General features: G+C 67.1%; 25 protein-coding genes. 11 read left to right on the top strand and 14 right to left on the bottom strand.

Annotation, left to right across the window (positions count from 1 at the left end; all coding sequences use genetic code 11):
- Window positions 1-73: 73 nt before the first annotated feature.
- Window positions 74-517, bottom strand: a complete 444-nt coding sequence (locus tag ASE10_RS19125) for an SRPBCC family protein (protein ID WP_055901411.1) — start codon at window positions 515-517, stop codon at window positions 74-76.
- A gap of 413 nt (window positions 518-930) precedes the next feature.
- Between ASE10_RS19125 and ASE10_RS19120 the strand changes: the two genes are divergently transcribed.
- Window positions 931-2,376, top strand: coding sequence for an MATE family efflux transporter (locus ASE10_RS19120; RefSeq protein ID WP_082559580.1), 1,446 nt, complete (start codon window positions 931-933; stop codon window positions 2,374-2,376).
- Window positions 2,377-2,457: 81 nt separating this feature from the next.
- On the opposite strand, the gene ASE10_RS19115 is transcribed toward ASE10_RS19120, so the two are convergent.
- Together ASE10_RS19115 and ASE10_RS19110 are read right to left on the bottom strand one after the other, a co-directional pair.
- Window positions 2,458-3,933: a hypothetical protein gene (locus ASE10_RS19115; RefSeq protein WP_055901408.1), complete on the bottom strand. Its 1,476-nt coding sequence runs from the start codon at window positions 3,931-3,933 to the stop codon at window positions 2,458-2,460.
- A gap of 116 nt (window positions 3,934-4,049) precedes the next feature.
- On the bottom strand, window positions 4,050-4,409 hold the full coding sequence (locus ASE10_RS19110; RefSeq protein ID WP_055901406.1) for a DUF1428 domain-containing protein: 360 nt from the start codon (window positions 4,407-4,409) through the stop codon (window positions 4,050-4,052).
- Between the two features lie 174 nt (window positions 4,410-4,583).
- On the opposite strand from ASE10_RS19110, the gene ASE10_RS19105 reads away from it, so the two are divergent.
- Window positions 4,584-5,744 carry an AAA family ATPase gene (locus ASE10_RS19105; RefSeq protein WP_055901403.1) on the top strand — a complete coding sequence of 387 codons (1,161 nt, stop codon included), beginning with the start codon at window positions 4,584-4,586 and terminating at the stop codon, window positions 5,742-5,744.
- Window positions 5,745-5,844: 100 nt separating this feature from the next.
- On the opposite strand, the gene ASE10_RS19100 is transcribed toward ASE10_RS19105, so the two are convergent.
- A complete protein-coding gene (locus ASE10_RS19100) occupies window positions 5,845-6,825 on the bottom strand; it encodes a CsgG/HfaB family protein (RefSeq protein WP_055901400.1) in 981 nt (326 codons plus the stop codon).
- A gap of 359 nt (window positions 6,826-7,184) precedes the next feature.
- Here ASE10_RS19100 and ASE10_RS19095 point away from each other — a divergent pair, with 359 nt between their 5' ends.
- Complete coding sequence (locus ASE10_RS19095; RefSeq protein ID WP_055901397.1) at window positions 7,185-8,165, top strand: hypothetical protein; 981 nt, start codon at window positions 7,185-7,187, stop codon at window positions 8,163-8,165.
- A 46-nt stretch (window positions 8,166-8,211) separates the two neighbouring features.
- Here the strand turns inward: ASE10_RS19095 and ASE10_RS19090 are convergent, their stop codons facing one another.
- Both ASE10_RS19090 and ASE10_RS19085 read right to left on the bottom strand, forming a co-directional pair.
- Window positions 8,212-9,132 (bottom strand): CPBP family intramembrane glutamic endopeptidase, encoded by a 921-nt coding sequence (locus ASE10_RS19090; RefSeq protein ID WP_055901393.1) that lies wholly within the window; start codon window positions 9,130-9,132, stop codon window positions 8,212-8,214.
- Between the two features lie 91 nt (window positions 9,133-9,223).
- Window positions 9,224-9,445 (bottom strand): RNA-binding S4 domain-containing protein, encoded by a 222-nt coding sequence (locus tag ASE10_RS19085; RefSeq protein ID WP_055901390.1) that lies wholly within the window; start codon window positions 9,443-9,445, stop codon window positions 9,224-9,226.
- Between the two features lie 129 nt (window positions 9,446-9,574).
- Here ASE10_RS19085 and ASE10_RS19080 point away from each other — a divergent pair, with 129 nt between their 5' ends.
- Window positions 9,575-10,567, top strand: coding sequence for a zinc-dependent alcohol dehydrogenase family protein (locus ASE10_RS19080; protein ID WP_055901388.1), 993 nt, complete (start codon window positions 9,575-9,577; stop codon window positions 10,565-10,567).
- Between the two features lie 235 nt (window positions 10,568-10,802).
- Here ASE10_RS19080 and ASE10_RS19075 read toward each other — a convergent pair whose 3' ends face one another.
- Complete coding sequence (locus ASE10_RS19075) at window positions 10,803-11,066, bottom strand: GIY-YIG nuclease family protein (RefSeq protein ID WP_055901386.1); 264 nt, start codon at window positions 11,064-11,066, stop codon at window positions 10,803-10,805.
- 128 nt (window positions 11,067-11,194) lie between these two features.
- On the opposite strand from ASE10_RS19075, the gene ASE10_RS19070 reads away from it, so the two are divergent.
- From ASE10_RS19070 to ASE10_RS19060, 3 genes are all read left to right on the top strand, one after another.
- The gene (locus ASE10_RS19070) at window positions 11,195-12,214 is read left to right on the top strand and encodes a fatty acid desaturase (protein WP_055901382.1); all 1,020 of its coding nucleotides are present in this window, start codon (window positions 11,195-11,197) and stop codon (window positions 12,212-12,214) included.
- 321 nt (window positions 12,215-12,535) lie between these two features.
- Window positions 12,536-12,979, top strand: a complete 444-nt coding sequence (locus tag ASE10_RS19065; RefSeq protein ID WP_082559579.1) for a hypothetical protein — start codon at window positions 12,536-12,538, stop codon at window positions 12,977-12,979.
- A gap of 234 nt (window positions 12,980-13,213) precedes the next feature.
- Window positions 13,214-13,528, top strand: coding sequence for a metalloregulator ArsR/SmtB family transcription factor (locus tag ASE10_RS19060; RefSeq protein WP_055901378.1), 315 nt, complete (start codon window positions 13,214-13,216; stop codon window positions 13,526-13,528).
- A gap of 86 nt (window positions 13,529-13,614) precedes the next feature.
- On the opposite strand, the gene ASE10_RS19055 is transcribed toward ASE10_RS19060, so the two are convergent.
- The 6 genes from ASE10_RS19055 to ASE10_RS19030 form a co-directional block, all read right to left on the bottom strand.
- Window positions 13,615-14,289, bottom strand: a complete 675-nt coding sequence (locus tag ASE10_RS19055; RefSeq protein ID WP_056305805.1) for a hypothetical protein — start codon at window positions 14,287-14,289, stop codon at window positions 13,615-13,617.
- Between the two features lie 44 nt (window positions 14,290-14,333).
- Window positions 14,334-14,831 carry a sigma-70 family RNA polymerase sigma factor gene (locus tag ASE10_RS19050; RefSeq protein WP_055901371.1) on the bottom strand — a complete coding sequence of 166 codons (498 nt, stop codon included), beginning with the start codon at window positions 14,829-14,831 and terminating at the stop codon, window positions 14,334-14,336.
- 127 nt (window positions 14,832-14,958) lie between these two features.
- On the bottom strand, window positions 14,959-15,906 hold the full coding sequence (locus ASE10_RS19045; protein WP_056305803.1) for a hypothetical protein: 948 nt from the start codon (window positions 15,904-15,906) through the stop codon (window positions 14,959-14,961).
- Between the two features lie 59 nt (window positions 15,907-15,965).
- Complete coding sequence (locus ASE10_RS19040) at window positions 15,966-16,949, bottom strand: acyl-CoA desaturase (protein WP_082586154.1); 984 nt, start codon at window positions 16,947-16,949, stop codon at window positions 15,966-15,968.
- Window positions 16,950-17,109: 160 nt separating this feature from the next.
- Window positions 17,110-17,604 carry a hypothetical protein gene (locus ASE10_RS19035; RefSeq protein WP_055901366.1) on the bottom strand — a complete coding sequence of 165 codons (495 nt, stop codon included), beginning with the start codon at window positions 17,602-17,604 and terminating at the stop codon, window positions 17,110-17,112.
- A 17-nt stretch (window positions 17,605-17,621) separates the two neighbouring features.
- Window positions 17,622-18,194 (bottom strand): hypothetical protein, encoded by a 573-nt coding sequence (locus ASE10_RS19030; protein WP_055901363.1) that lies wholly within the window; start codon window positions 18,192-18,194, stop codon window positions 17,622-17,624.
- Window positions 18,195-18,330: 136 nt separating this feature from the next.
- Here ASE10_RS19030 and dbpA point away from each other — a divergent pair, with 136 nt between their 5' ends.
- Window positions 18,331-19,713, top strand: a complete 1,383-nt coding sequence (dbpA, locus tag ASE10_RS19025; protein ID WP_055901360.1) for an ATP-dependent RNA helicase DbpA — start codon at window positions 18,331-18,333, stop codon at window positions 19,711-19,713.
- 183 nt (window positions 19,714-19,896) lie between these two features.
- On the opposite strand, the gene ASE10_RS19020 is transcribed toward dbpA, so the two are convergent.
- On the bottom strand, window positions 19,897-20,292 hold the full coding sequence (locus ASE10_RS19020; protein WP_055901357.1) for a DoxX family protein: 396 nt from the start codon (window positions 20,290-20,292) through the stop codon (window positions 19,897-19,899).
- 694 nt (window positions 20,293-20,986) lie between these two features.
- Between ASE10_RS19020 and ASE10_RS19015 the strand changes: the two genes are divergently transcribed.
- From ASE10_RS19015 to ASE10_RS21250, 3 genes are all read left to right on the top strand, one after another.
- A complete protein-coding gene (locus ASE10_RS19015) occupies window positions 20,987-21,430 on the top strand; it encodes an Imm50 family immunity protein (RefSeq protein WP_082559576.1) in 444 nt (147 codons plus the stop codon).
- A gap of 453 nt (window positions 21,431-21,883) precedes the next feature.
- Window positions 21,884-22,258 (top strand): hypothetical protein, encoded by a 375-nt coding sequence (locus tag ASE10_RS19010; protein WP_055901351.1) that lies wholly within the window; start codon window positions 21,884-21,886, stop codon window positions 22,256-22,258.
- Between the two features lie 440 nt (window positions 22,259-22,698).
- A partial coding sequence (locus ASE10_RS21250) for a hypothetical protein (protein ID WP_235567586.1) occupies window positions 22,699-23,013 on the top strand: 315 nt, incomplete at its 3' end.

Here is a 23,013-nt window from a genome sequence, read left to right as displayed (position 1 = left end):
CCGCGCGCAGCCGAACGACGGCCCGGTCTCCCGGGCCGTTGTTCGTTTCAGAACTCGCAATGTTGCGCCGCGCTCACTCGGGGATGGTCGGCTCGACCAGCCGTTCCAGCAGGGTCAGCGATTCCTGCCAACCGAGGTAACACTGCTCGACCGGGATCACGTCGGGAATGCCTTCCTGGACCACCTGCAGCTCGGTGCCGCAGGACACGGTGCGCAGGCTGATCGTGGTGAGCATGGTGCCGGGCAGGTCGGGGGAATCGAAGCGGTCGTCGTGGACGATGCGTTCGCCCGGCACCAGCTCCAGGTAGGTGCCGCCGAAACTGTGGCCGTTGCCGGTCGAGAAATTGGCGAAGCTCATCCGGTACTTGCCGCCGACCCGCGCGTCCAGCTCGTGCACGGTGCAGGTGAAACCGTCCGGCGGCAGCCATTTGGAAAGCGCGGCTCCATCGAGGAACGCGCGGTACACGCGCTCGGGCGGGGCGGTGAAAACGCGGTGCAAACGTACGGTGCCGGTCATGGGAGTTTTCCTGTGCGAGGCGTAGTCCTCATTGTGTCCGACGAACGGGCGGGTCCCGAATAGACAGGCAGTTCGCCGCAGCGGTGGAGCGTAGTGCGATCGTTCAGGTTGCGCTGCGGATCACCGGGGCGCGAGATCGTAAGCGGACTGTCGAGAATTCGAAGCATCGTCGTCGCTGTCGACGCAACGGCCCAGGCGCCTGGGTAGTGCCGGGCCGCAGTCGGACGCAGTGGCGTCCCAGCTGCTGAGACGGGCTCATGGCAGGGTGCTCGGACGCGTCGGCCGGGCCCGGCGCGATCCGATGAGGGGCGGCGGCCCGGTTGTCGATTTCGGCCCCCTTGGTTCGTCGTACCCAGGAATCGGTACGACGGCCGCCGCCGTACCCCCGTCCCTGAGCACACGGATAGGTCCTGATGAGCAATCAACCGCAAACCACCCCGGACGGCGACACGGCCGTCGCCCCGCACGTCCCCACCGGCTCGCTGTGGAGCGAGATCCGCGAAGCCGTGCGCGGCACCAACGCCGACTACACCAAGATCCCGATGCGCCGCGCGGTGTTCCTGCTGGCGGTGCCGATGGTGCTGGAGCTCGTGCTGGAGTCCACCTTCGCGGTCGTCGACATCTTCTTCGTCGCCAAGCTCGGACCGTCCGCAGTGGCGACCGTGGGGCTGACCGAAAGCTATCTGTTCCTGCTGTACGCCGTGGCGATGGGCCTGGCGATGGCGGTGACCGCCGTGGTGGCCCGCCGGATCGGCGAGGGCAAGCGCGAGCAGGCCGCGGTGGCTGCGGTGCAGGCGATCCTGGTCGCGCTGCTGGTGTCGGTGGTCCCCGCGCTGGTCGGCATCGTCTATGCGCAGGACCTGTTGCGGTTGATGGGCGCCGACGCCTGGAGCATCGAGCACGGCTATCGCTACACCCAATGGATGCTGGGCGGAAACGCGGTGATCGTGCTGCTGTTCGTGATCAATGCGATCTTCCGCGGCGCCGGCGACGCGGCCATCGCGATGCGCGTGCTGTGGCTGTCGAACGGTTTGAACATCCTGCTGTGCCCCTTGCTGATCTTCGGCCTGGGACCGGTGCCGGCCCTGGGCATCGAGGGCGCCGCCATCGCCACCAATATCGGCCGCGGGATCGGCGTGCTGTTCCAGTTGTGGGTGCTGTTCCACGGCGGCAAGCACATCCGGGTGACGGCCGCGCATCTGGCCTGGCAGGGTGCGGTGCTCTGGCACATCGTGCGCACCTCGCTGGGCGGCATCGGTCAGATGATCGTGGCGATGACCTCGTGGATCTTCCTGATGCGCATCCTGGCCAGCGTCGGCAGCGAGGCGGTGGCCGGCGCCACCATCGCGATCCGGCTCATGATGTTCACGATGATGCCGGCCTGGGGCATGTCCAACGCGGCGGCGACCCTGGTCGGCCAGAACCTGGGCGCCGAGCAGCCCGAGCGCGCGGAAGCCTCGGTGTGGCGTATCGGCTGGTACAACATGGCCTACCTGGTGATCGTGTCGGTGCTGTTCTTCCTGTTCCCGAGCCAGCTGGTCGGCTTCTTCACCGAAGACGCGAAGGTCGTCGCGATCGGCGCGGAATGGCTGCGGATCCTGTCGTACTCGTTCTTCGTCTATGGCTGGTGGATGGTCACCGTGCAGGCCTTCAACGGCGCCGGCGACACGATGACGCCGACCAAGATCAACGTGGTGTTCTTCTGGCTGGTCCAGATCCCGCTGTCGTACTTCCTGGCGATCTCGCTGAACTGGCAGCAATCGGGCGTGTTCTGGGCCGTGTTCGTGTCGGAGACCTCGGTGGGCCTGTTCACGCTGTGGCTGTTCAGCCGCGGGCGCTGGAAGACGGTGCAGGTCTGACGCAGCGCCGGCCTACCGCCACCTCGAATACGGAAACGGCTCGCGCTGGCGAGCCGTTTCTTTTTGGCTCTACTTTTGGATCTACTTCGCGGCCTCGCCCTGCGCGCGCAGCTTGTCCAATACTTCGGTCTCGAACGCCTTGCCGGCCCGTTCGGCCTCGGCAGGGTCGCCCGGCTTCAGCAGCTTCTGCCGCAATGCCGCGTCGATCGCGGCGCGCGGGCCGCCGACCACGACCAGGCTCTGGTCGCCGGTGTCTAGGGCGAGGTAGCGATCGGAAGACTTGCGCGCCTGCAACAGCGCGTCGAGCAGGCGCAGCACGGCGTCGACATCGTACCAGTCGCCGTGGTTCTCGGCCTGGGTGCGGTAGCGCATGCCGTCGGCGTAGGCGAACAGCTGGTACGGGCCATCGTCGTTGTCCGGCGCGACTTCCTCGAACACGACGCCGTCCAGCGCAGGCCGCACCAACTCGGCCAGTTCGCGCAGCAGGCTGTCGTGCTGGTTGGGGAATTCTCCGGTTTCGACATCGAACCAATGCGCGTAGCCGGCGGCCTGCAGCACCGCGACCGCATCCGCGCTTTCCAGCTTGCTCGGGTCGATGTCGCCCACGCGCGCGAAGCCCAGGTTCTGCAGTTGTTCGATGCGCGCGCGGACTTTCGCCGGGGGCGCCCGGTCGGGATCCTGCTGCGATTGCGCGGCCGCCGCTGGCTTGGGCTTGCGCAGTTCTTCGCACATCGGGTCCTGCGACCGACGCGTGCAGGCCAGTTGCGCCTGGGTGCGGCCGGGCCCGCTGTCGGAGCGGAGAAAGGCCATCGCGATCTGGTCAGCGCGCTCCTGGTCGCGGATCTCGCCGTGCAGAGTCAGCAGCGTGGCATTGGCTTCGGGCTGGTGCAGTTCGGCCAGCACGAAGGCCGCGCGCCGCGCGGCCTGCTCGTCGTCGCCGTGGAAGACGTTGCGCGCGGCGCGCGCGAGCCGTGGCGCGAACGCCGGGCGTGGGCCGCCGTTCGATCGGTCCTGGCTGTAGTAGTCGAGCACGGCCGCGTCCGGCGTGTCGTTGCGCAACACCGCCGCGGCGTCTTCCGGGCCGGCGCAGTGCTTGGCGAACGCGGGCATCAGCGCGCGGCGCAGGGTCGAGTCGGGTTCGGCGGCGATCGCGCGCGTCGAAGCGCAGAACGCCGGCCGCACCTCGCGATACTCCAGCCTGGCCTGCCAGATCGCCGCCCAGCGCTGCGTTTCGCCGGCGGGTACGCGTTCGGCGCTGCGGCGCAGGCGGCCGATCCAACCGGCATCGCCGCTGACGACGCCGTCGATCGCATGCGACGGCGGCGGGAAGCGCTCGCGGTCGTCCCACCAGTGCTCCAGATCGGCGACGGTTTCGGGCAGGGCGGCGGCGTAGCGCGCCGGCAGCGGCGCGCGTTCGCTGCCGACCCGGGTCGCGGCGGCGTCGGCGAACGCGATGCGGCCGGTATCGTCGTGCGCGGCTTCGGGGGCTGCGGGTTGGCAGGCGGACAGCCCTGGCGTCAGCAACAGCGCGAGCAGCAGGCGGCTGGTAGAGCGCATCCGTTTTCCCCGACGGCGTTGCGATTGCGCTCGATTGTTTCAGTCCCGCGGCGGGCGGTAAAGGTGCGCGGCAACCGGCCGCGCCGGATGCGGCGCAGCCGGCGCATATCCGCCGATCACAGTTCGAGGATGGGCTTGAAGCCGCCCCAGAACATGCGCATGCCGTCGAAGGGCAGCTTCTTCGGGTCCATGCTGTCGGCCAGGCGCGGGTCTTTCATGACCTTTTCCATGATGCGGTCGCGCTGCGCGCGCGATTTGTACACGATCCAGGAAAACACCACGACTTCGTCGGCCTTGAGCTTCACCGCCTGCGGGAACGAGGTGACCTTGCCGGGCTTGACGTCGTCGGCGACGCATTCGACGTAGGCCAGGGCGCCGTGCTCGCGCCAGACCTTGCCGGACTTGCGGGCCAGGCGCTTGTAGGCAGTGAGATTCTTGCGCGGGACCGCCAGGACGAAACCATCGACGTAGCTCATACATCCTCCGTGTCTGCGGGAAGGTGCGCAGCCGCGACGGGCTGGCACGCGAAACATGCCACCGCACGGTTTAAGACCGGATGAAACAGGGCCGCGACTGCCGACCGTCGCAGTATCTGCGATAAGCGCCGGCTCCAATGCGCACGCCCCCTTCGATTCGATGCCCATACGCCCGTGCTGACGACGCTCGCGATCGCCCATTACCGTTCCCTGCACAAGTTGGTCGTGCCGATGGGGCGTTTGAACCTGGTGACCGGCGCCAACGGCAGCGGCAAGTCGAATCTGTACCGGGCACTGCGCTTGCTCGCCGAAACCGCGCAGGGCGGGGTGGTGCCGGCGCTGGCGCGCGAAGGCGGGCTGCGTTCCACGCTGTGGGCAGGGCCGGAGCAGCATTCGGCGGGCATGCAGCGCGGCGAGGTGCCGGTGGAAGGCGGGCCGCGCCAGAATGCGGTGGCCTTGCGCCTGGGCTTCGCCGGCGACGAATTCGGCTACGCGATCGACCTCGGCCTGCCGGTGCCGTCGAAGTCGGCATTCGCGCTCGATCCGGAGATCAAGCGCGAGGCCATCTGGAGCGGCCCATTCCTGCGCTCGTCGAATCTGCTGGTCGATCGCCGCGGGGCGATGGCGCGCGTGCGCGACGGCCGCGGCTGGCGCGTGGTGGCCGAACATCTCAATGCCTACGAAAGCCTGTACAGGCAGATCGCCGATCCGGTCGGCGCGCCGGAGGTGCTGAGCCTGCGCGAGACCATCCGTGGCTGGCGCTTCTACGATCACTTCCGCGCCGACGGCGAATCGCCTGCGCGCCTGCCGCAGCTGGGCACGCGCACGCCGGTGCTCAGCCACGACGGCCGCGATCTCGCCGCGGCCTGGCAGACCATCGTGGAGATCGGCGATCCGCGGGCGTTGGACGCCGCGGTGGCCGACGCATTCCCGGGCGCGCGCGTGGACGTGATCGCGCAGGACGGCCGTTTCAGCCTGCAATTCAATCAACATGGTCTGCTGCGGCCGCTGTCGGCGGCCGAGCTGTCCGACGGCACCCTGCGCTACCTGCTGTGGATCGCGGCCCTGCATACGCCGCGGCCGCCGCCGCTGATGGTGCTCAACGAGCCCGAGACCAGCCTGCATCCCGACCTGCTGCCGGCCCTGGCACGGCTGATCGCGCATGCGGCGCGCCGTACCCAGGTCTGGGTGGTCTCGCACGCATCGCGGCTGATCTCGGCGCTGGAACAGGAGCCCGACTGCAACACGCTGCGGCTGGAGAAGTCGATGAGCCGCAGCGTGCTGGTCGGGCAGGGCCTGCTCGACGTGCCCGCCTGGCATTGGCCGGAGCGTTGAGGCGGGCCCGCGCGCACCGGGCCGGGCCAGGCGACGCCCCGTCCCGCAAAGCAAAAGGCCGCCTCGCGGCGGCCCCTGCTCGATCGCGATGGCGACGGACTTACTTGGACAGTTCGAGCGCGAGCGAAGACACCCAGCCCTTGTTGCCCATCTCGTCCTCGACTTCCCACATCGTGCCCTGCTTGTTGCCGGTGGGGTAAAGCATCATGCCGACGTCGAGCGAGCGCACCACCTTGCCCTTGCCGCTGGCGTCGGTGTACAGGCGGCCGGGCTTGACCACGGTGACGGCCTGCTGGGCGTTGGACGCCGAAGCGTTGCCGGACACGCCGCCGAGTTCGCCGACCAGGTCGGTGTAGGCCTGCAGATAAGCCAGGGTGATGACCTGGCCGAGTTCGGTGTTGGCGTAGCCGGACACGCCGGCGCCGCCCAGGCCGCTGCTGCCCCACAGCGCGCCGCTGGCGCCGAAGCCGATGTCGGTCTTCTTGGCGTGGCCTTCGGCCATGGCGACCTGCTCGGACGAGCGTACGTCGGTCAGGGTCAGCACCACGTCCGCGGTCTTCTTGCGGAAATTGAGATTGCCCGCGACCGCGCCGGCTTTGCCGCCGATCAGGCCACCGAGCAGGCCGCCAATGGCGTTGCCGCCGGCGTCGTTGTTCTGCGCGATCAGGTCCGGTACCAGCACGTAGTCGGCGGCCTTGATCTGGCCCTTGCCGACGTTGGAACGACCGCGCAGCTGGCCGCTGGAGGCCAGTTCGCGTTCGCGCATGGCCATGTCCATGCCGGCGCCGCGATCGACCAGGGTGAAGCAGCGCGACTTGCTGACGAACACCTTGATCAGCTTGCTGGGTGCGGGCAGCTGCTGGCCGCTCCACCAGTTGACCGAATCTTCGGGCTCGATGACCGAGATCGTGCCCAGGCTCTTGGTGCAGGTCGGAATCTGCGCGGTCTGCTCGGCGCGTTGTTCCTGCGCGCTCTTGCGCTGCGCCGAGGCGGACGTGGCGGTCAGCGACAGGCCCAGGCCCAGCGCGCAGGCCAGCAGCGTGGCGCTGCCGGGCGAAATTCCCCTGTGTGCGGTCTTCATTGTGCGGTTATTCCTTCAACGACTAACGAAAAAGCCGGCATCGCGATGCCGGCACCGATGGAGTCCGTTCGTTTCCGTCCGGCCGCAGGCGCGATGGCGGCATAGCCATCGGCCGGACGGTCGGTCCCCAAGCGAGCGCGGCGACGGCGGACCGGCGCCCTGGCGACTCGCACGCCAATGATAACGTGACTTGTGTCCGATTCAGGACGCGTCCGGCCGCATTCGCGTCGGTCCGGGACGGGGCGGCCGGGACTGCCCATCGGCATCTCGCCATCGGCATGCGCGGCCACGAGCGGGCCGACCGTGGCGCCGGACCTGCGGCTAGAATCGCGATCCACTCAAGGGGAGGGTGCTCGCGGATGATCGTTCCAGCCTATTGGGCCGAGGCGCGCCTGCAACAGCGCACGCACCGGCGCCAGATCACGGTGCGCCGATTCGGTTGGTCGGACGTGAGCCTGGCCGAAGCCCAGGCGCATGCGCAGGCGCGCGTGCGCGAAGCCTTCGATCGCGTCGTCGCCGGCGAAAAGCTGCCGCGCCTCGAACGCAAAGTCGGCTACGGCGGCAGCCAGGGCCTGCCGATCCGCGAGGAGATCGTCGACCGCCACGGCGAAGCGGTGATCACCCGCAACAGCTACGGCGCGCTATGCCTGAACACCCCGGACGTGCTGTTCGTCGACGTCGACTTCGACGAGCCGGTCAGCGACGGACTATCCAGCATCGCCGTGGTTCTGGTGCTGATCGCCGCGGTGGCCCTGGGCCTGTGGCAGCGCTCGATAGGGTTGGGCATCGGTGGGTTCTTCGTCGGCTTGATTGTGGCCTTGTTCGTGGTCGGCCGGCTGCGCAAACGCGCGCACGCCGCCAACGGCGGGCCGGAACGGCGCGCCCGCGAGCGTATCGACGCTTTCGCGGCGCAGCGGCCGGACTGGCACCTGCGCGTCTACCGCACCCCGGCCGGCTTCCGACTGCTGGCGATGCACCGCCGCTTCGCGCCGCGCGAGCCTGAGGTGGTCGACAGCTTCCGCGCGCTGGGCGCCGACGGGCTCTACGCGACCATGTGCGCGGTGCAGAACTGCTTCCGCGCACGCGTGAGTCCGAAGCCGTGGCGTATCGGCATGAAGCGCAAGATCAAACCGACCGTCGCGGTGTGGTCGCCGGAACAGGCCGAGCTGCCGGAACGACGGCAGTGGCTGGCCGATTACGCGGCCGCGGCGCTGGGCCACGCGTCCTGCCGCTACGTCGCCAGCCTCGGCGACGCTGGCGCGGTCGATCCGCAGGCCGAGGAAGTCCGGCAACTGCACGACGCCTTGTGCCGCGCCGACGAGGAGCTGCCGATCGCCTGACGCGGGCGCGGCACGCCGGTACGGCGCGCTTCAAACACGGCACGCCTCAGGCCGCGCCGGTCCACTCGCGGATGAAGGGCGCCAGTTGCGGGATCAGATCGACCATGCCGTGCAGCGGCACGATCAGCCACAGCGAACGGGTGCGCGCCCACAGCACGCCGAAGGCGATGCCGGCGGGCGCGATCATCGCGATCGAATAGGCGACGGCCCAGCCCGGCGTGGGTTCGGCCACGCCTTCGAGCAGGCTGGCGCCACGCAGGTACAGGCCCGGCGCGTGCGCCAGGCCGAACAGCAGCGAGGCCCAGGCGACTGCCGCGACCTGCGAGCCGGTGGCGAGCGCGAGCTGTTCCTGCAGCACGCGGCGGAACAGGAACTCCTCGCACAGGCCCGCTTCCAGCGTCTGCCAGACCCAGCACAGCGGTATCGCCCACAGCAGGGTGATCGCGGCCGGGGCGAGTTGCGACAAGGACATCAAGCCGCGTCCGAACACCGCCTGCATCGCCAGGTAGGCCAGCGACATCAACGCGAACACCAGCCACAGCCGGCGCGCTCCGAACGGCGCCGGGCCGCGCTCGCGCAGGCGCAGGAACAGCCAGGCCGGCAGCAGCACCATCGTCAGCAGCTTCAAGGCGAGCTTGGCGAGCGACTGCGCCGGGTCCTCGGGCACGGCCTGGTTGATCGCGCTGAAGCCCCAGCCCAGGATCAGCAGCGAGAACACCGCCAGATAGATCAGCACGCCCGGCAGGCGCGAGCGGCCCCGCGCACGCGGCCGATGCTGCGGCTTGCGGGTCAGCGCCCAGGCCAATGCCGGGAACGCCAGCCCGATCACGCCGAACAGGAACAAGGGATCGGCCAGGCTTGCGCCAGGCAGTCGCTGCAGGACGTAGAGCGAGCCCAGGTAGGCGGAGGCGGCGACCGCGAGGGCGATCGCGGCATGACGGCGGGCGGCGGCGGGCGAGGGCTGCATCGGCGCATGGTGCGCGATGGCGGTGGGCCGGCCCGCTGCCGTTCGTCGCCCAACCAAAGTCAGGGCTGCCCGCCGTGGGCCGCCGCGCGACTCAGCGTGCCGCGACCACCCGGATTTCGACCCCTTGCAGACGCACCACCTGGCCGGCGTGGATCTTGCAGGTCTTGCGCAGCTCGACCTGGCCGTCGACCGTGACCGCGCCGCTGGCGACGATGGCCTTGCCAGTGCCGCCGCTGTGGGCCAGGCCAACCAGTTTCAGCAACTGGTTGAGTTCGACGTGATCGCGGTCGAGTTCGAATTCGATCGGGGACATGGCACCGGCGCGTGGAGAACGATGCGCAGGGTCGCAGTGCCGACGCCGACGCGCAAGCCGCAGATTCGCAGCGGGCGGAGTAACGTGGGCGTTCTTGCCCGAGCGCGGGCGACCACGATGGGTGCGGACATGAAGCAGGCCAGGTATGCGACGCGCGGCCCGGTGCCGCAGGACGTGATCGAAGCGGTGGCGTGCGAGGTGCCCGCATTGGGACCGGGCCAGGCGCTGGTGGAAGTGCTGGCGGCGCCGATCAACCCCTCCGACCTGCTGACCCTGACCGGTCAGTACGGCATCCTGCCGCCCTTGCCGGCGGTCGGCGGCAACGAAGGCGTGGGACGCGTGCTGGCCCTGGCCGACGGCGTGTCCACGCCCGCGCTCGGCCGTACCGTGCTGCTGCCGATCGGCGGCGGGACCTGGGCCACGCACGTGGTGGCCGACGCGCGCTCGTTGACGCCCTTGCCCGACGACGCCGATCCGGTGCAGCTGTCGATGATCACGGTCAATCCGCCGACCGCGCGCCTGCTGCTGTCGGAATTCGTCGACCTGGAGCCGGGCGAGTGGGTGATCCAGAACGCGGCCAATTCCGCGGTCGGCGGCTATCTGGTGCAACTGGCCGCCTTGCGCGGACTGAAGACGCTCAACGTGGTGCGCCGCGAGTCGGCGCGCGAGGACGTGCTCGCGCTCGGCGCCGACGCGGTGCTGGTCGACGGCGACGATCTGGCCAAGCGCGTGCGCGAGGCGACCGGCGGCGCGAAGATCCGGCTCGGCGTGGACGCGGTCGGCGGTCTGGCGACCGAGCGTCTGGCGCAATGCCTGGGCGAAGGCGGAGTGGTGGTCAATTACGGCGCCATGAGCGGCGAGCCCTGCGCCATGTCGCCGGCGTCGCTGGTGTTCCGCGATGTGGCCCTGCGCGGGTTCTGGCTGGCGCGCTGGTACCGCAACGCGCCGTCGGAGCAACGGGCGGCCTTGTTCGGCGAGCTGGCCGGCTTGATCGCGCAGGGCAAGTTGCATGCGCGGGTGCAGGCGACGTACGGGATCGATCGGATCAAGCAAGCGGTCGCGGCCGCCGCTGCCGGCGAGCGAGCCGGCAAGATCGTGCTGATCCCGAACGCCGGCGCCTAGAGGCAACCTCGGCTGGGGCCAAGCGCATCGCCGCCGGCCTCTCTCGGCCGCCGGATCTCCTCCGCTTAGCCATGGGGTAGGAGCGGCGTAAGCCGCGATCGCGAACTCCGCCGCCTCTGCGATGGTTTCGTTACCCAAGCCCAAAGGCTTCCGCCCGCTGCGCCTGCAGGCCCCTTTCCCTGGCTGACCCAAGGGTCCGCCCAAGTCGATGTTTTGCTCCCGCTCAGCCCTCGGTTCAGCCCGACGGCGGTCGAGCCCCGGCCCCCAAGGCCCATTTCCGCTCCGGACTGAGCCGCTTGATCGCATATTCCGCGCGCAAGGCCGCCGATCGGTCCGGGTATTCGAAGCTGACCAGGAGCCGCAGCGGCGGATGCGAGCGGGTGTAGCGGGCGCCTTTGCCGGCCGTGTGCTGGGCGTAACGGCGCGCCACATCGACCGCGACCCCGGTGTAGAGGCTGCCGTCGCGGCATTCGATCAGGTAGACGTGCCAGGCGGCCATGCCGATAGGGTAGCGGCGATGGGGCCGGCGCTGCGAATCTGAATGACGATCACAACCATACGCCAGCGAACGTCATTGCTAGGACATCAGCCGACGCCGACAATGGGGCTTCATCTGGAGAATCCCGCTTGAGCGCCGCAGACGATACGCAAGCTTCCGTACCCAACCTGCGCCAGCTGTGCGCGCGCTTCGCCAAGCCGCACCTGGGACGAGCGGTCTGGCAACTGATCAACACCCTGGTTCCTTTCGCCGCGATCTGGACCTTGATGGCCTGGAGCGTGGTCGCGCAGTGGGGCTACGGCTGGACGCTGCTGCTGTCGCTGCCCGCGGCAGGCCTGTACGTGCGCATCTTCATCATCCAGCACGATTGCGGACACGGTTCGTTCTTCGCCAGCAGCCGCGCCAACGACATCGTCGGCCGCTGCCTGGGCCTGGTGACCCTGTTCCCTTACGGCTACTGGAAGAAGACCCACGCCGTCCACCACGGCACCTCGGGCAACCTCGACCGCCGCGAGATGGGCGACATCGAGACCCTGACCGTCGCCGAGTACCGCGCGCGTTCCTGGCTCGGCCGCATGAGCTACCGTTTCTACCGCAGCACGCCGGTACTGCTGGGCATCGGCCCGATGTACCAGTTCGTGCTCAAGCACCGCTTCCCGTTCGACCTGCCCTTCACCTGGAAGAAGGAATGGGCGAGCGTGCTGCTCAATAACCTCATGCTGATCGTCGCCTTCGTCGCGATGGGCTTTACGATCGGCTGGCACACCGTGCTGATGGTGCATCTGCCGATCGTGCTGCTGGCCGGCGCGATGGGCGTGTGGCTGTTCTACGTCCAGCACACCTTCGAAGACGCTTACTGGACGCGCAAGGACGATTGGAACTCGCATGAGGCCGCGATCGCCGGCAGCTCGTTCTACGACCTGCCGCGGGTGATGCATTGGTTCACCGGCAACATCGGTTACCACCACATCCACCATCTCGCCAGCCGCATCCCGAACTACCGTCTGCGCGAGGCTTACGAGTCCAGCCCGCTGCTGCAGGCCGCGCCCAAGCTGACCCTGTGGTCCAGCCTCAAGTGCGCGCGACTGAAGCTGTGGGACGAAGACCTCAAGCGCATGGTCGGTTTTCCGAAGCGCGCGCGCGCCTGATCCGCGCCGCAGCAATGCGGGGCAGGGCGTTGCGGTTTGCATCGTCCTGCCCGGCTTGGCGAGCGGTGGTGTAGCGCCGCCGCCTGGGCCTAGAGGCCCTGTACATCCCCGACTTAGCGCCATGGCCGCTCCCGGCGGCCTACTCACGCTGCGATCCCTGGTCCGCCCAGCCGCGGCCTCGCCTGCCCCTAACGCCGGCGTTCGACCCTCCCATCCTCATCCTGTCCCGCGTCGCCCGACGGACGGCGCTTGACTTCGTTTGGCATTGATTTAGCATTTTAGTTAAATAAGCAAATGACTAAACCATAGAGGCGGACGACCATGATCAACGAACAACTGCTGACCCAGCTCAGCCTGTTGGCCTACCTGGCCATCTCCATCGCCATGACCATCTGGGTGGCCCGGACCCTGTCGCGCAACGGCGAGGTGTTCCTGGTGATGTGCTTCGGCCAGAACGAAATCCTGGCCAAATCGACCAATCACCTGCTCGTGGTCGGCTTCTACCTCATCAACGTCGGCTTCATCGCGGTCCGCCTGGACGGTTGGAGCGCCGACGCCCTGATCAGCAACCCGATCGCCCATATCGGCAGCAAGATCGGCGTCTCGGTGCTGATGCTCGGCGCCATGCACTTCTTCAACATGATGATGATCTCGCGCTACGGCCGGGTGGTCTCGGGCTGGATGAAGGACCTGCGCTACGAGCAGGAAATCGCCGCCGCTGCCGGCCACGGCGCGCCGCCGCCGCTGCCGGCGCATCTGCGCTGAGGCCGCCTTGCGACGCCGCAAGACGCCGCAGCGCCGGGCCGCGACGGGTTCACGCAACCCGCCGCGGCTCGCTCGCGTACGGATTCCGGCCGCCGCGCGCGGCCGGTTTCGCCCGCGCTCATACCGGCGCGACGCGGAGGGCTATGATGTTCTCGCGCGGCGCGATACCTGCACCCCGGCCCTCGCGGGCCGTCGTCGTTCCGATCACGTAAGCCCAGCCATGAGCGCTCAGTTATGAAACAGGACAAGATCTTCGAAGCGCTGGCGTCCACGCCGCGGCGGCAGATTCTGGCCTATCTGTCCGAGCAGGAACTGCCGGCCGGCGATATCGCTGCGCGTTTCAACATGAGCGCACCCGCGGTCTCCCGCCATTTGTCGGTGCTGGTCAATGCCGGCCTGATCGACAGCGAGCGGCGCGGGCAGTTCGTGGTCTACAAGCTGGTGCCCGACAACCTGGTCAACACCCTGACCCAGTTCGCGTTCGAGATCTGCCCGGTCGGCGGTCCGCTCAAGCGCGAAAGCCGGCGTGCGAAAAAAGCGGCCGGTTGAGCCGGCCGCGGGGGAAAGCGCCGCGATCGCGTCGGCGCGTGTTGTCGTCGATCCAACTCTGAGTGCCTGCCGCGCCTTCGCGCGGCTCAGTCGCGCTCGAAGCGCGCGATCTCGTCGGCCAGGGCCTGGGCGCGACGCAGGCTGCGGCCGGTGACGCTGTCTTCCATCGCTTTGGCCAGGCGCGGGCGGCTGGGCTGGCGCGACCAGCGGTGGAACCACCAGGTCGCGAGCAGGCCGGCCACACCGACCGCGGCGCCGATCGCGAACACCGACGGCGCGTTGAGGTACAGGTCCGCGCCGAACAGGATCATGAAGACCGCCGCCATGACCGGCATCCAGATCAGCCACCAGGCCAGGCCCACGACCATGCCGGTGCGCACGTAGAACTTGCGCAAGCGCGCCAAGCGCTTCTGGATATCCAGCACCGGCGCCGAGTAGTCCACCGCCGCGATCATCGCCTGCACCATGCCGCCGCAGGCGATCAGGGCCACGCCGTAGACGTGCACGATCAGGCCGCACACCAACAGGTGCGGGACATCGTGGTGGCTGGTCCACAGCTCGACGCCGAGCAGCAGCATCGCGAGGCCGAACAGCATCTGCAGGGCCTGCCCTAGGACCAGCGGCCATAGACCGGACTTCAGGCGCCTGCCGCGTTCCTCGCGGAAGCGCAGCAGGTCCATGGCGTGCTGGCGCTCGAGCTTGCGGTCGAGGTCCTGCCAGGCTTGTTTGAGATCGTCGAGTTCCATCGTGAGTGCGCCCATCGTGTCGTGTGCCGCGGGGTGGGAAGAGTTCGCGCGCGCCGTGCTCAGCCCGGCAGTTCGCTGCGGATGCGTTGTTTGAGCCGGCTGATCTTGGTGGCGACGTTGGTTTCGCTGATGCCGAGCACATCGGCGATCTCGCGGTAGCTGCGGTCTTCCAGGTACAGCAGCAACAAGGCGCGATTGAGCGGTTCGAGCTGGCCGATGAAGCGGTGCAGATCGCGCACGCGCTGCGCGGCTTCGTGGTCGCCGGCGCGTTCGTCGGGCAGTTCGTGCAGGTCCTGGTCCAGCGGCACGGCGTTGCGTCGGCGCGGACCGTCGCTGCGCACGAACGAGATCGCCACGTTCAGCGCGATCCGGTACATCCAGGTCGAGAACGACCGCGCCGGGTCGTAGCTCGGGTACGCGCGCCACAGCTGGGTTGCGATCTCCTGGGCCAGGTCGGCGCGGTCGTCGGGATGCCGGCAATAGGTGTTGCCGACCTTGAAGACGATCTTGCGATGCGCCTCCAGCAGCTCGCCGAAGCGTTGCCGCGCGTTGTCCATGCCAGCCGTCCCCTCCAACCCCAACCGTTCCATGCCGATGCCGCCGGTTCCGCCTTAGTCCAACACATGATTCGCGGCGTGGGGGGAAACATCACAGCCGGTTTGGGCAACGTAGCGGGTGGTGGGGTCAACCGGAGGTCGGGGGCGCCGCCGGCCGGTGGCGGGCCTCGGCGCGGCGTCGGTAGAACGACAGCAGGGTCTCGCTTTGGCCGCCCAGCAGCCAGCGTCCCAGCGGCGCGGCGTACCAGTCGAAGGCGGTGCTGACGCGGTAGTCCAGGGTCATCGCCAGCTCGGTGCCGCCGGCGCGCGGGGTCAGGGTGTAGGCGGTGTCGAGCAGTTCGAAGTACTCGCCGCCGATGCGCACGTGGTCGTCGAGGGCGCCGGCCGGCACCGAATCTTCATCGAAATGGTAGCGCCAGCTCACGTAGCGCTGCGGCCTCCAGTCGGTCGACATCTGCTGGAAGTGGATGCCCTTGCCCATGCGCACCTCGCGCACCAGTCCGGTCGGCGTTTGCCGCACGATCCCGGCCAGCGGCTTGGGCACGCCGATGCGGTAGGTCCAGGCGGCATCGACTTCGTCCGGGCGGATCGCGTCGGCGGTCATCAGCTGGCGCCAGACTTCCGCGGGCGGCGCGGCGATCAGGATGCGGCGCTCGATGCGTTCGACCCGGCCTTCGGGGTGCGGGTTCTCGATCGCCCCCAATACCAGCGGCAGCAGCATGAAGCCGTACAGCGTCTGGCGCGGGCGCTTCAGATAGCGGTAGATCGCACCCATCAGCAAGCCGCCGAAACTGCCGATGACGACGAACACCGGCAGCGCCAAGAACACGCAGATCGCACCCTCCAGGCTGGTGAGCAAGGTGCCGGCGACGAAGATCAGGTTCGCCATCGCGCCGACGCCCGCATAGGTGCCCCAGCTGCGGCGCACGTGACGTTCGGCTACGTAGACGGCGACCATGCCGACCAGCAGCGGCGCCAGCAGAACGAACGACAGCATCATGGTTTCGTAGCGGCCGTCGAGCCGGCCGTTGAACACCAGTCGCAAGGTGATGCCGGCGACCAGTCCCGCCAGCAATGGCCACAGCCAGGTTCGGCGCGCAGGTGCGGTAGTGGGCGATCCAGGGGCGGGCGCGCTCACGACAGCACCCGCGCGCGCAGGCCTTGGCAGAACGCGCAGGGTGCCGGCTCAGGTTCCGGTAAGCGCTGCAGTTCGGGTCGTCGCGGCAGGTCCGCGGGCTCGCGCAATCGACTCGCCCATCCGATCCGCTCCAGCGCGCGCAGCGTCCACCAGCCCGGATCCCATTCGCCCGGATACAGCCCCAGCCGCGCCGAGCCCGGAAACGCGTGATGGTTGTTGTGCCAGCTCTCGCCCATGGTCAGCAGCGAAGCGAAGCGCACGTTGCGCCCTTGCACCGCGGCGCCGCGTACTTCGTGATGCATGCCGCCGTGGTTGTGGGCGAAGTAGCCGACCAGCCAATGCCCGAACACGCCCGCCGTCACGCGTGCGCACACGCCCCAGAACACCCAGCCCCAACCGCCCAGGGCGAAGAACAGCAGTGCCCAGGGCAGGTGCTGGGCCATCCAGCTGCGTTGCAGGAAGCGATAGACGCGGTCGTCGGCGATGCGCGCTTCGATCGCGATCGGCGGCGGATCGGCCAGCCGCAGTTCGCAGTGCAACTGCCACCAGGCGTCGACCAGGAACGGCCGGCGATGGGCGAGGTAGTCGTGGCAATCGGGCAGGCGCTGGGCGTAGTCGCGCAGGTCGTGGCTGCGGACCAGGCCGAGCGGACCGGCCAGGCCGACCTGCACGCCGCAGTAGACCAGCAGGTACTCCAGCCACTTAGGGCAGTCGAAACTGTCGTGGATCAGCTTGCGGTGCATGCCCAGCGAGTGGCCGAGCAGCAGCACGGTCGCAGTACTGAGCACGAACAAGACTAAGGCTGCCCAAGTGAAGTGCAACGCGCCGCCGACGATCGCGCCCGCGGCCATCGCCGTGAACCACAAGGAGCGCACCGGTTCCCAGACCACGTGGCCTTCGCTGACGGCGCGCACCGCGGCGGCGGCATCGGGCTGGGCGCGCACGCGGTGCGAGCTCAGGCTGTCGGGCAGTGCATGCATGGCGGACTCCGGCTAAGCCTTTGGCGGTCCCGTAACGAGGCTCGGCGCGGGCTTGATTTCATGATTTAACTAATTTGCTAAATATTTATTTCCAGCCGATGCCGTTGTCAAGCGGCCGCCGACGGGCGGCGGCGCGGCCGTGCGGTCCGTTGCGCGAGCGCTATGCCCGCTTCGGCGGTCCGGAGCGTTCCGAGGCCAGATCCGGCGCGACCCAGGCGTCCACGCCCCAGGATCGGGCCAGCGACGCGCGGCAGGCGGCCGCAAGCTCCAGCGCGCGATGGCGCAGTTCCGAGCGATCCTCGGGCATGTACTGCAGCGCCTGCCCGAACTGCACCATCTTGGCTTCGACCTCGCGGTTCTCCACCAGCGCAAGTTCGCCCCAATACAACTCCCAGAAGCGGGCGACGGCGTCGGCGCCGTCGTGCGCGGATGCGATGCGCGCGCACACCCGCGCCGCTTCGGCGTAGAGCTCCAGCTGCTTTTCCAGGAAGGGCCGGGTCGCTTCGATGCGCCGCGCCTCGGCCAGCCGCTCGCCTTCCTGGCGCTGCGCCTGCAATTGATCGCGCCGCGCGGTGCGCCAGGTCCACAGGCCCCAACAGAAAGTGGCGGTCGCGCCGACTATCGTGATCAGGAACCTCAGGGTTTCCGCATCCATGCCTTGCGCTCCGGTGCTCAGTCGACGAAGTTGTACAGACGGTAGATCCAGGACAGCTCGTAGAGGATGGCCACAACCACGAACACGCGGTGGAACCGTTCCGAGCGTGTGCGCATCGCGATCAGGCACATCAGCACGAAGGCGAGGTTGCGCAACGGGTACTCGGGGCCGCGGCTGTGGAAATACACGCTGCCCTTGATCGCGGTGTCGATGAAGTCGATCAGATAGCTCAGCGCCATGATCCCGAAGAACCATTTGCGCCGGGATTGGAAGTAATCCTGCCAGCCGCTGTAGTCGCCGATGTCGTCGGGGAACAGCAGGGTGCACAGCAGGAACAGCACCACCACGTAGAAGATCAGGAACGCGTAAGCGGTGATGGTCCACGCATGGACGTGGATCAGGCGGAACTCCCACCACCAGAAATGGATGAGCGCGATGAACATCGACACCGCCCAGCCCAGGTGCACCCAATAGATGCGGTCCCGGCCGGGGTGCTGGACGAAGCGCGCCATGCCCTTGAGCAGGGTGGTGATCGCCAGGCCCAGGATGATGCCGAGCAGCACCCGGATGTGGAGGAATTGCGGTTCCATGCACGCGCTCCGTCTAGCGTCCGATCTGGCCGCGGCGGCCGTCCCTGGGCCGTGCCTGCGTGGGCAGCATACGGCGCGGCGGGCCCGCGCGGCGACGTTGGAGCGCAGGCTCGGGCCAATGCTGCGATCATGGCGCATGAGCCAGACCGACGATTTCGCCTCCCTCCCGCTGTCGCCCGCCCTGTTGCAGGGCGTGGCCGCGCTCGGCTACGAGCGCATGACCCCCATCCAGGCCCAGGGCCTGCCGGCCCTGCTGGAAGGCCGCGACCTGATCGCGCAGGCCCCGACCGGCAGCGGCAAGACCGCCGCATTCGGCTTGGGCCTGCTGCATCGGCTGGACCCGGCCGATGGCCGGACCCAGGCCCTGGTGCTGTGCCCGACCCGCGAACTGGCCGATCAGGTTGGGCGTCAGCTGCGCAAGCTCGCCTTCGCGATTCCCAATCTGAAGATCTCGGTGCTCTGCGGCGGCATGCCGCTGGGGCCGCAGCTGGCCTCGCTGGAGCATGCCCCGCACGTCGTGGTCGGCACGCCCGGGCGCCTGCAGGAACTGGTGCGCAAGCAGGCGCTGCGTCTGGACGCGGTCTCGGTGCTGGTACTGGACGAGGCCGACCGCATGCTCGACATGGGCTTCGAAGAGCCGATCCGCGAACTGGTCGGCAAGACCCCGCGCAAGCGCCAGACCCTGTTGTTCTCGGCCACCTTCCCGGACGCGATCCGCAGCCTGGCCGCGAAGATGATGCGCGAGCCGGTCGAGGTCACGGTCGAGGGGGCCGCCGATCAGCCCGCGGTCGAACAACATTTCTACGAAGTCGAGCCGGCCAAGAAGACGCCGCTGCTGGCCGCGCTGCTGCTGGAGTTCCGCCCCGACTCCTGCGTGGTGTTCTGCAACATGCGCCGCGACACCGAGGAAGTGGTCGGCTCGCTGAGCCACTACGGCTTCACCGCATTGGCCCTGCACGGCGACATGGAGCAGCGCGACCGCGACGAAGTGCTGGTGCGCTTCGCCAACCGCAGCTGCAACGTGCTGGTCGCCAGCGACGTCGCCGCGCGCGGCCTGGATGTGCACGAGCTGTCGGCGGTGGTGAACTATGAGCTGCCGACCGATCCGGACGTCTATATCCACCGCATCGGCCGCACCGGTCGCGCCGGCCGCGGCGGCGTCGCGCTGAGCCTGTGCAGCCCGCGCGAAGTCGCGCGCGCCCAACCGATCGAGGAGCGCCAGGGCCGGCCGCTGCGCTGGGAACGCGCTGCACCGCTGGCCGGCAAGGCCAGCAACGTGCCGGTCGCGCCGATGACGACCCTGCGCATCGACGCCGGCCGTACCGACAAGCTGCGCCCCGGCGACGTGCTCGGCGCCCTCACCGGCGATGCCGGACTCAAGGCCGACCAGGTCGGCAAGATCGACGTGTTCCCGACCCGCTCCTACGTCGCGGTCGCGCGCGCGCAGGCTGCGCAGGCGCTGGCGCGTCTGCGCGAAGGCAAGATCAAGGGGCGCAAGTTCCGCGTGCACAGGCTGTAAGCGGCTTGGGCCGCCGGCCTGCGCGCGTTGCGCGTGGTTGCGCCGGTGGCCGCGCTACGGCCGCCGCGGCGCCGCTTTCGATGAGCGTGGGCGGGCCATTGCCCACTTGCGCCGATCGGTCCCCGTACGCGACCAAGCGCGACGGACGCAACCGTGTGGTCGCGTCCGCGGAATGGGCCGCGCTTACTTGCCGTTGGCGCTGAAGCTGCCCGGACCGAGCAGGGCCAGGGCCACGCCCGAGACCAGGAACATGGCCTGCAACTCCAAGGCCCAGCCGCCCTGGTCGTTGAGATTGTTGAGCTGGCCCAGGTGGACCAGGAAGATCGCGAACAGCATGTTGATCGCGATCAGCGCACCGCCGACGCGCGCATGCCAGCCGATGATCAGCAGGATCGGCGCCAACACCTCGCCCAGCAGCACGCCATAGCCCAGGAAGCCCGGCAGGCCGTGCGACTCGACCAGCCCGACAATGCCGCCCATACCGCCTTTGAGCTTGGCGATGCCGTGCAGCAGGATCAGCGCGCCCAGGACGATGCGCATGAACAGTCGGGCGAGGTCCTGTTGGGTGTTCGGATTCATCGGGGTTCCTGGTTACGGTTGGGCGCGTGGACGAATCGCAGGATAGTCGGCGGAGGCGGTCGTGTCTGCGGGGGTGAAGCGGGCGAGCGGTATCGGTGTCCCGCTTCCACAAAGTAAGTGCTTCCCCTGTGTCGAAACTTCTTGAGCGGTTTGGGCCTTGTCAGTCTAGCCCGCGAACTGCTTATGACCGCAAGGGAATCGGTGCCGGGCGCTAGATGGTTCCCATGCAGTTAAACACCCTCAATGTTTCACGCCCAACCGAATCGAGGTGTCGCTATAGATCTTTGAGTAGCTTGCGAAAATCTGATTGACCGGCCTCAGGTGCCATGTCCACAATCCGTGTTACACCTCGTTTTGAGGTCTAATCGTAGTTAGGCCCGCAATGGCGACTCCCATCATCAAAGAACAAGATCCCGATGTCCTGGCGGAATTGCCGCTAGATCAGCTCAATGCTGAGATAGGCCGTTGCTTGTGGGGCTACGAGAATGGCGGCACATCGCAAGGCCGCAAGGCCTTCTTCAAGCGCCTCGTCATGCTTGAGCAAGTTCGGGAGGGGGCTCATGGCGTTCCAGCTAAGCAACGCGCGTTCCGGGCACGTTAGCATTGGGCCCTTGGCGCTCCCGTGCGGCGTGCCTAACAATTCATTCAAGCCGAAGCCGCTTCGCGGCTCGGCTTAATTCAGGCGTTAGGCGCGATGGAAACATCACAGTTGGTTGAAAATGGAAAAGCACTCGTTGAGGCCATGGGTTACTGGCCGTCATTTCACGATGCCAACGTTCTGGCAACCCATAGCGATGCCGGCGCCTTCACGGTGACCGTTCATCTATTCGCCATGACCGATCAGGTTGATTCGGCTGGCTACTACGCTTTGGAAAAGCACCACCGCGTCACGATCGTGATGCACGATATGCAAAGTAGCTCTCTCCCACCCGGCTACTCGGATGACTGCCTCGCAAGCCTCTCGTTTAGCCGCGTTGGCGATCTTTTGCAGGTGGACTTTGAGTCGCACATGGACCAGGACGGCACTGTCCTATGCAACAAGGTGGAGATTGCCAGCATAATTCCTTGCGACTCCAAGGGCGTGGCACTCGCGTCTAACAATTCATTCAAGCCGAAGCCGCTTCGCGGCTCGGCTTAATTCAGGCGTTAGGCGCGTGCAGATGCTTATCGAGAAAGAGCCCCTTCCAAAAGGCACAAGCTTCGTGCTTCGCTCATCCAGCCTTGAGGATGCACTTCGCTCGGCCGGCATCACTGTCGAAACCTCTCTGCGCCACGTTAATTCCCGCATCTTCTTTGACGCGTACTTTTGGCCACCCAATCCAAACGTGGCACATGAGCGGTTCTATATCCGGGCGGGCGTAGTCCCATCGTCCCTGGCCCGTGATGCTCGGGAGTTCGTCGAGACGTCGGTCGTACCGCAGTTCATAACTTGGGCCAGTGACATTCTCTCGCTACCGTACAATTCTCCTGTTCGTAGGGCGCAGCAGTACCTCTGTTTGGAGTTTCCCGGGCACGCGCCTAACAATTCATTCAAGCCGAAGCCGCTTCGCGGCTCGGCTTAATTCAGGCGTTAGGCCTCATAGAGAATTTCATGATTAGCTGGAAAAAGATCCTGACTTACGGCTTGTTCTTGTTCGCCGTCCAATTCGTGATCGGAATGGCAGTCGGGTTCTTTTCGCCCGGCACGAGCTCCCTCTTCTCGTCCGGTGACATAGCTGCATTCTTCGCCGGCCTCGCAATCTTTACCCATCTTTCAATTCGGCAAACGGCCCGCACGCTGTTACACGCATTCTTGGTGCTTTCTGTTTACTGGGTACTGTCAATAGCCGCCGGCGTCATGCTCTCGCCTCTGCTGGGACATGTTCCATTTCTGCTTGTAGCGCTAGAGTGGCTTAGTCTGTTCGTAGCTATGGTCGCGGGGATGATGCTTGGTCTCTTCCTCCGTCATCGCAAGGTCTCTGCGTGAGGCCTAACAATTCGTTCAAGCCGAAGCCGCTTCGCGGCTCGGCTTAATTCAGGCGTTAGACCGCTTTGGAGCCGCTACACGATCCACTAGAAAAGCTAAGATCCATTCGCGCGGCATAGGGGAGTGCAAACTCTGGAGCAGCGTCAGTCGGTAGAACTCACCACGCAGGTTGTCTGCAAAAATCCGAACATGTCCGGAAAGGAGGGTCATGCCATGACGAAATCAAACAATTCAGAGCCTCTGCGGTCACGCGTTGACCGCCGCAATCTCTTCCTGTTGGTTTTACATGTAGGTGTTCTGGCGGTTTCACTTTGGGCTCACCCAATCAGCCAAACATCTGCCGACAGGGCGCTGCCCTATGCCGCGCACGCGGTCTAACAATTCATTCAAGCCGAAGCCGCTTCGCGGCTCGGCTTAATTCAGGCGTTAGGCCCTAGACCATGTTCTGGCGCAAACCAAAAACCTTCCAAGACCCTGACCTTGGTCTACTCACGCATCACCACAAGCCCCGCGACTATTGGCTATCTCAATCTATAGCCACATCTGCGGGTGACGTGCTCATTGATCTCCCCGGAGACTCACACACCCCAAGTGCGGCCGCGTTGGCTATTGCCAAGCAAGCGCTCTTGCAGCCCAACCCATTAGTCGTCTCTGCAATGTCCTACGTACATGCTAGCGCTTCCGCTCGTGAGTTCATTGAGGGTCATGGAGAGCTAGCTCTAGATGGCTTCTCATTCACTGACACCCCCGGTTCT

The sequence above is a fragment of the Lysobacter sp. Root76 genome, assembly GCF_001428685.1.
Taxonomy (GTDB): Bacteria; Pseudomonadota; Gammaproteobacteria; order Xanthomonadales; family Xanthomonadaceae; genus Lysobacter.
This window is presented reverse-complemented; position numbering and strand designations above follow the sequence as displayed.

Coding starts and splice junctions, on each gene's coding strand:
- ASE10_RS19065 (WP_082559579.1), top strand. CDS start 12,536: ATGATCAACGAACAACTGCTGACCCAGCTCAGCCTGTTGGCCTACCTG.
- ASE10_RS19010 (WP_055901351.1), top strand. CDS start 21,884: ATGATTAGCTGGAAAAAGATCCTGACTTACGGCTTGTTCTTGTTCGCC.
- ASE10_RS19100 (WP_055901400.1), bottom strand. CDS start 6,825: ATGAAGACCGCACACAGGGGAATTTCGCCCGGCAGCGCCACGCTGCTG.
- ASE10_RS19080 (WP_055901388.1), top strand. CDS start 9,575: ATGAAGCAGGCCAGGTATGCGACGCGCGGCCCGGTGCCGCAGGACGTG.
- dbpA (WP_055901360.1), top strand. CDS start 18,331: ATGAGCCAGACCGACGATTTCGCCTCCCTCCCGCTGTCGCCCGCCCTG.
- ASE10_RS19040 (WP_082586154.1), bottom strand. CDS start 16,949: ATGCATGCACTGCCCGACAGCCTGAGCTCGCACCGCGTGCGCGCCCAG.
- ASE10_RS19055 (WP_056305805.1), bottom strand. CDS start 14,289: ATGGGCGCACTCACGATGGAACTCGACGATCTCAAACAAGCCTGGCAG.
- ASE10_RS19120 (WP_082559580.1), top strand. CDS start 931: ATGAGCAATCAACCGCAAACCACCCCGGACGGCGACACGGCCGTCGCC.
- ASE10_RS19115 (WP_055901408.1), bottom strand. CDS start 3,933: ATGCGCTCTACCAGCCGCCTGCTGCTCGCGCTGTTGCTGACGCCAGGG.
- ASE10_RS19035 (WP_055901366.1), bottom strand. CDS start 17,604: ATGGATGCGGAAACCCTGAGGTTCCTGATCACGATAGTCGGCGCGACC.
- ASE10_RS19050 (WP_055901371.1), bottom strand. CDS start 14,831: ATGGACAACGCGCGGCAACGCTTCGGCGAGCTGCTGGAGGCGCATCGC.
- ASE10_RS19020 (WP_055901357.1), bottom strand. CDS start 20,292: ATGAATCCGAACACCCAACAGGACCTCGCCCGACTGTTCATGCGCATC.
- ASE10_RS19090 (WP_055901393.1), bottom strand. CDS start 9,132: ATGCAGCCCTCGCCCGCCGCCGCCCGCCGTCATGCCGCGATCGCCCTC.
- ASE10_RS19095 (WP_055901397.1), top strand. CDS start 7,185: ATGATCGTTCCAGCCTATTGGGCCGAGGCGCGCCTGCAACAGCGCACG.
- ASE10_RS19085 (WP_055901390.1), bottom strand. CDS start 9,445: ATGTCCCCGATCGAATTCGAACTCGACCGCGATCACGTCGAACTCAAC.
- ASE10_RS19125 (WP_055901411.1), bottom strand. CDS start 517: ATGACCGGCACCGTACGTTTGCACCGCGTTTTCACCGCCCCGCCCGAG.
- ASE10_RS19030 (WP_055901363.1), bottom strand. CDS start 18,194: ATGGAACCGCAATTCCTCCACATCCGGGTGCTGCTCGGCATCATCCTG.
- ASE10_RS19015 (WP_082559576.1), top strand. CDS start 20,987: ATGGAAACATCACAGTTGGTTGAAAATGGAAAAGCACTCGTTGAGGCC.
- ASE10_RS19110 (WP_055901406.1), bottom strand. CDS start 4,409: ATGAGCTACGTCGATGGTTTCGTCCTGGCGGTCCCGCGCAAGAATCTC.
- ASE10_RS19060 (WP_055901378.1), top strand. CDS start 13,214: ATGAAACAGGACAAGATCTTCGAAGCGCTGGCGTCCACGCCGCGGCGG.
- ASE10_RS19075 (WP_055901386.1), bottom strand. CDS start 11,066: ATGGCCGCCTGGCACGTCTACCTGATCGAATGCCGCGACGGCAGCCTC.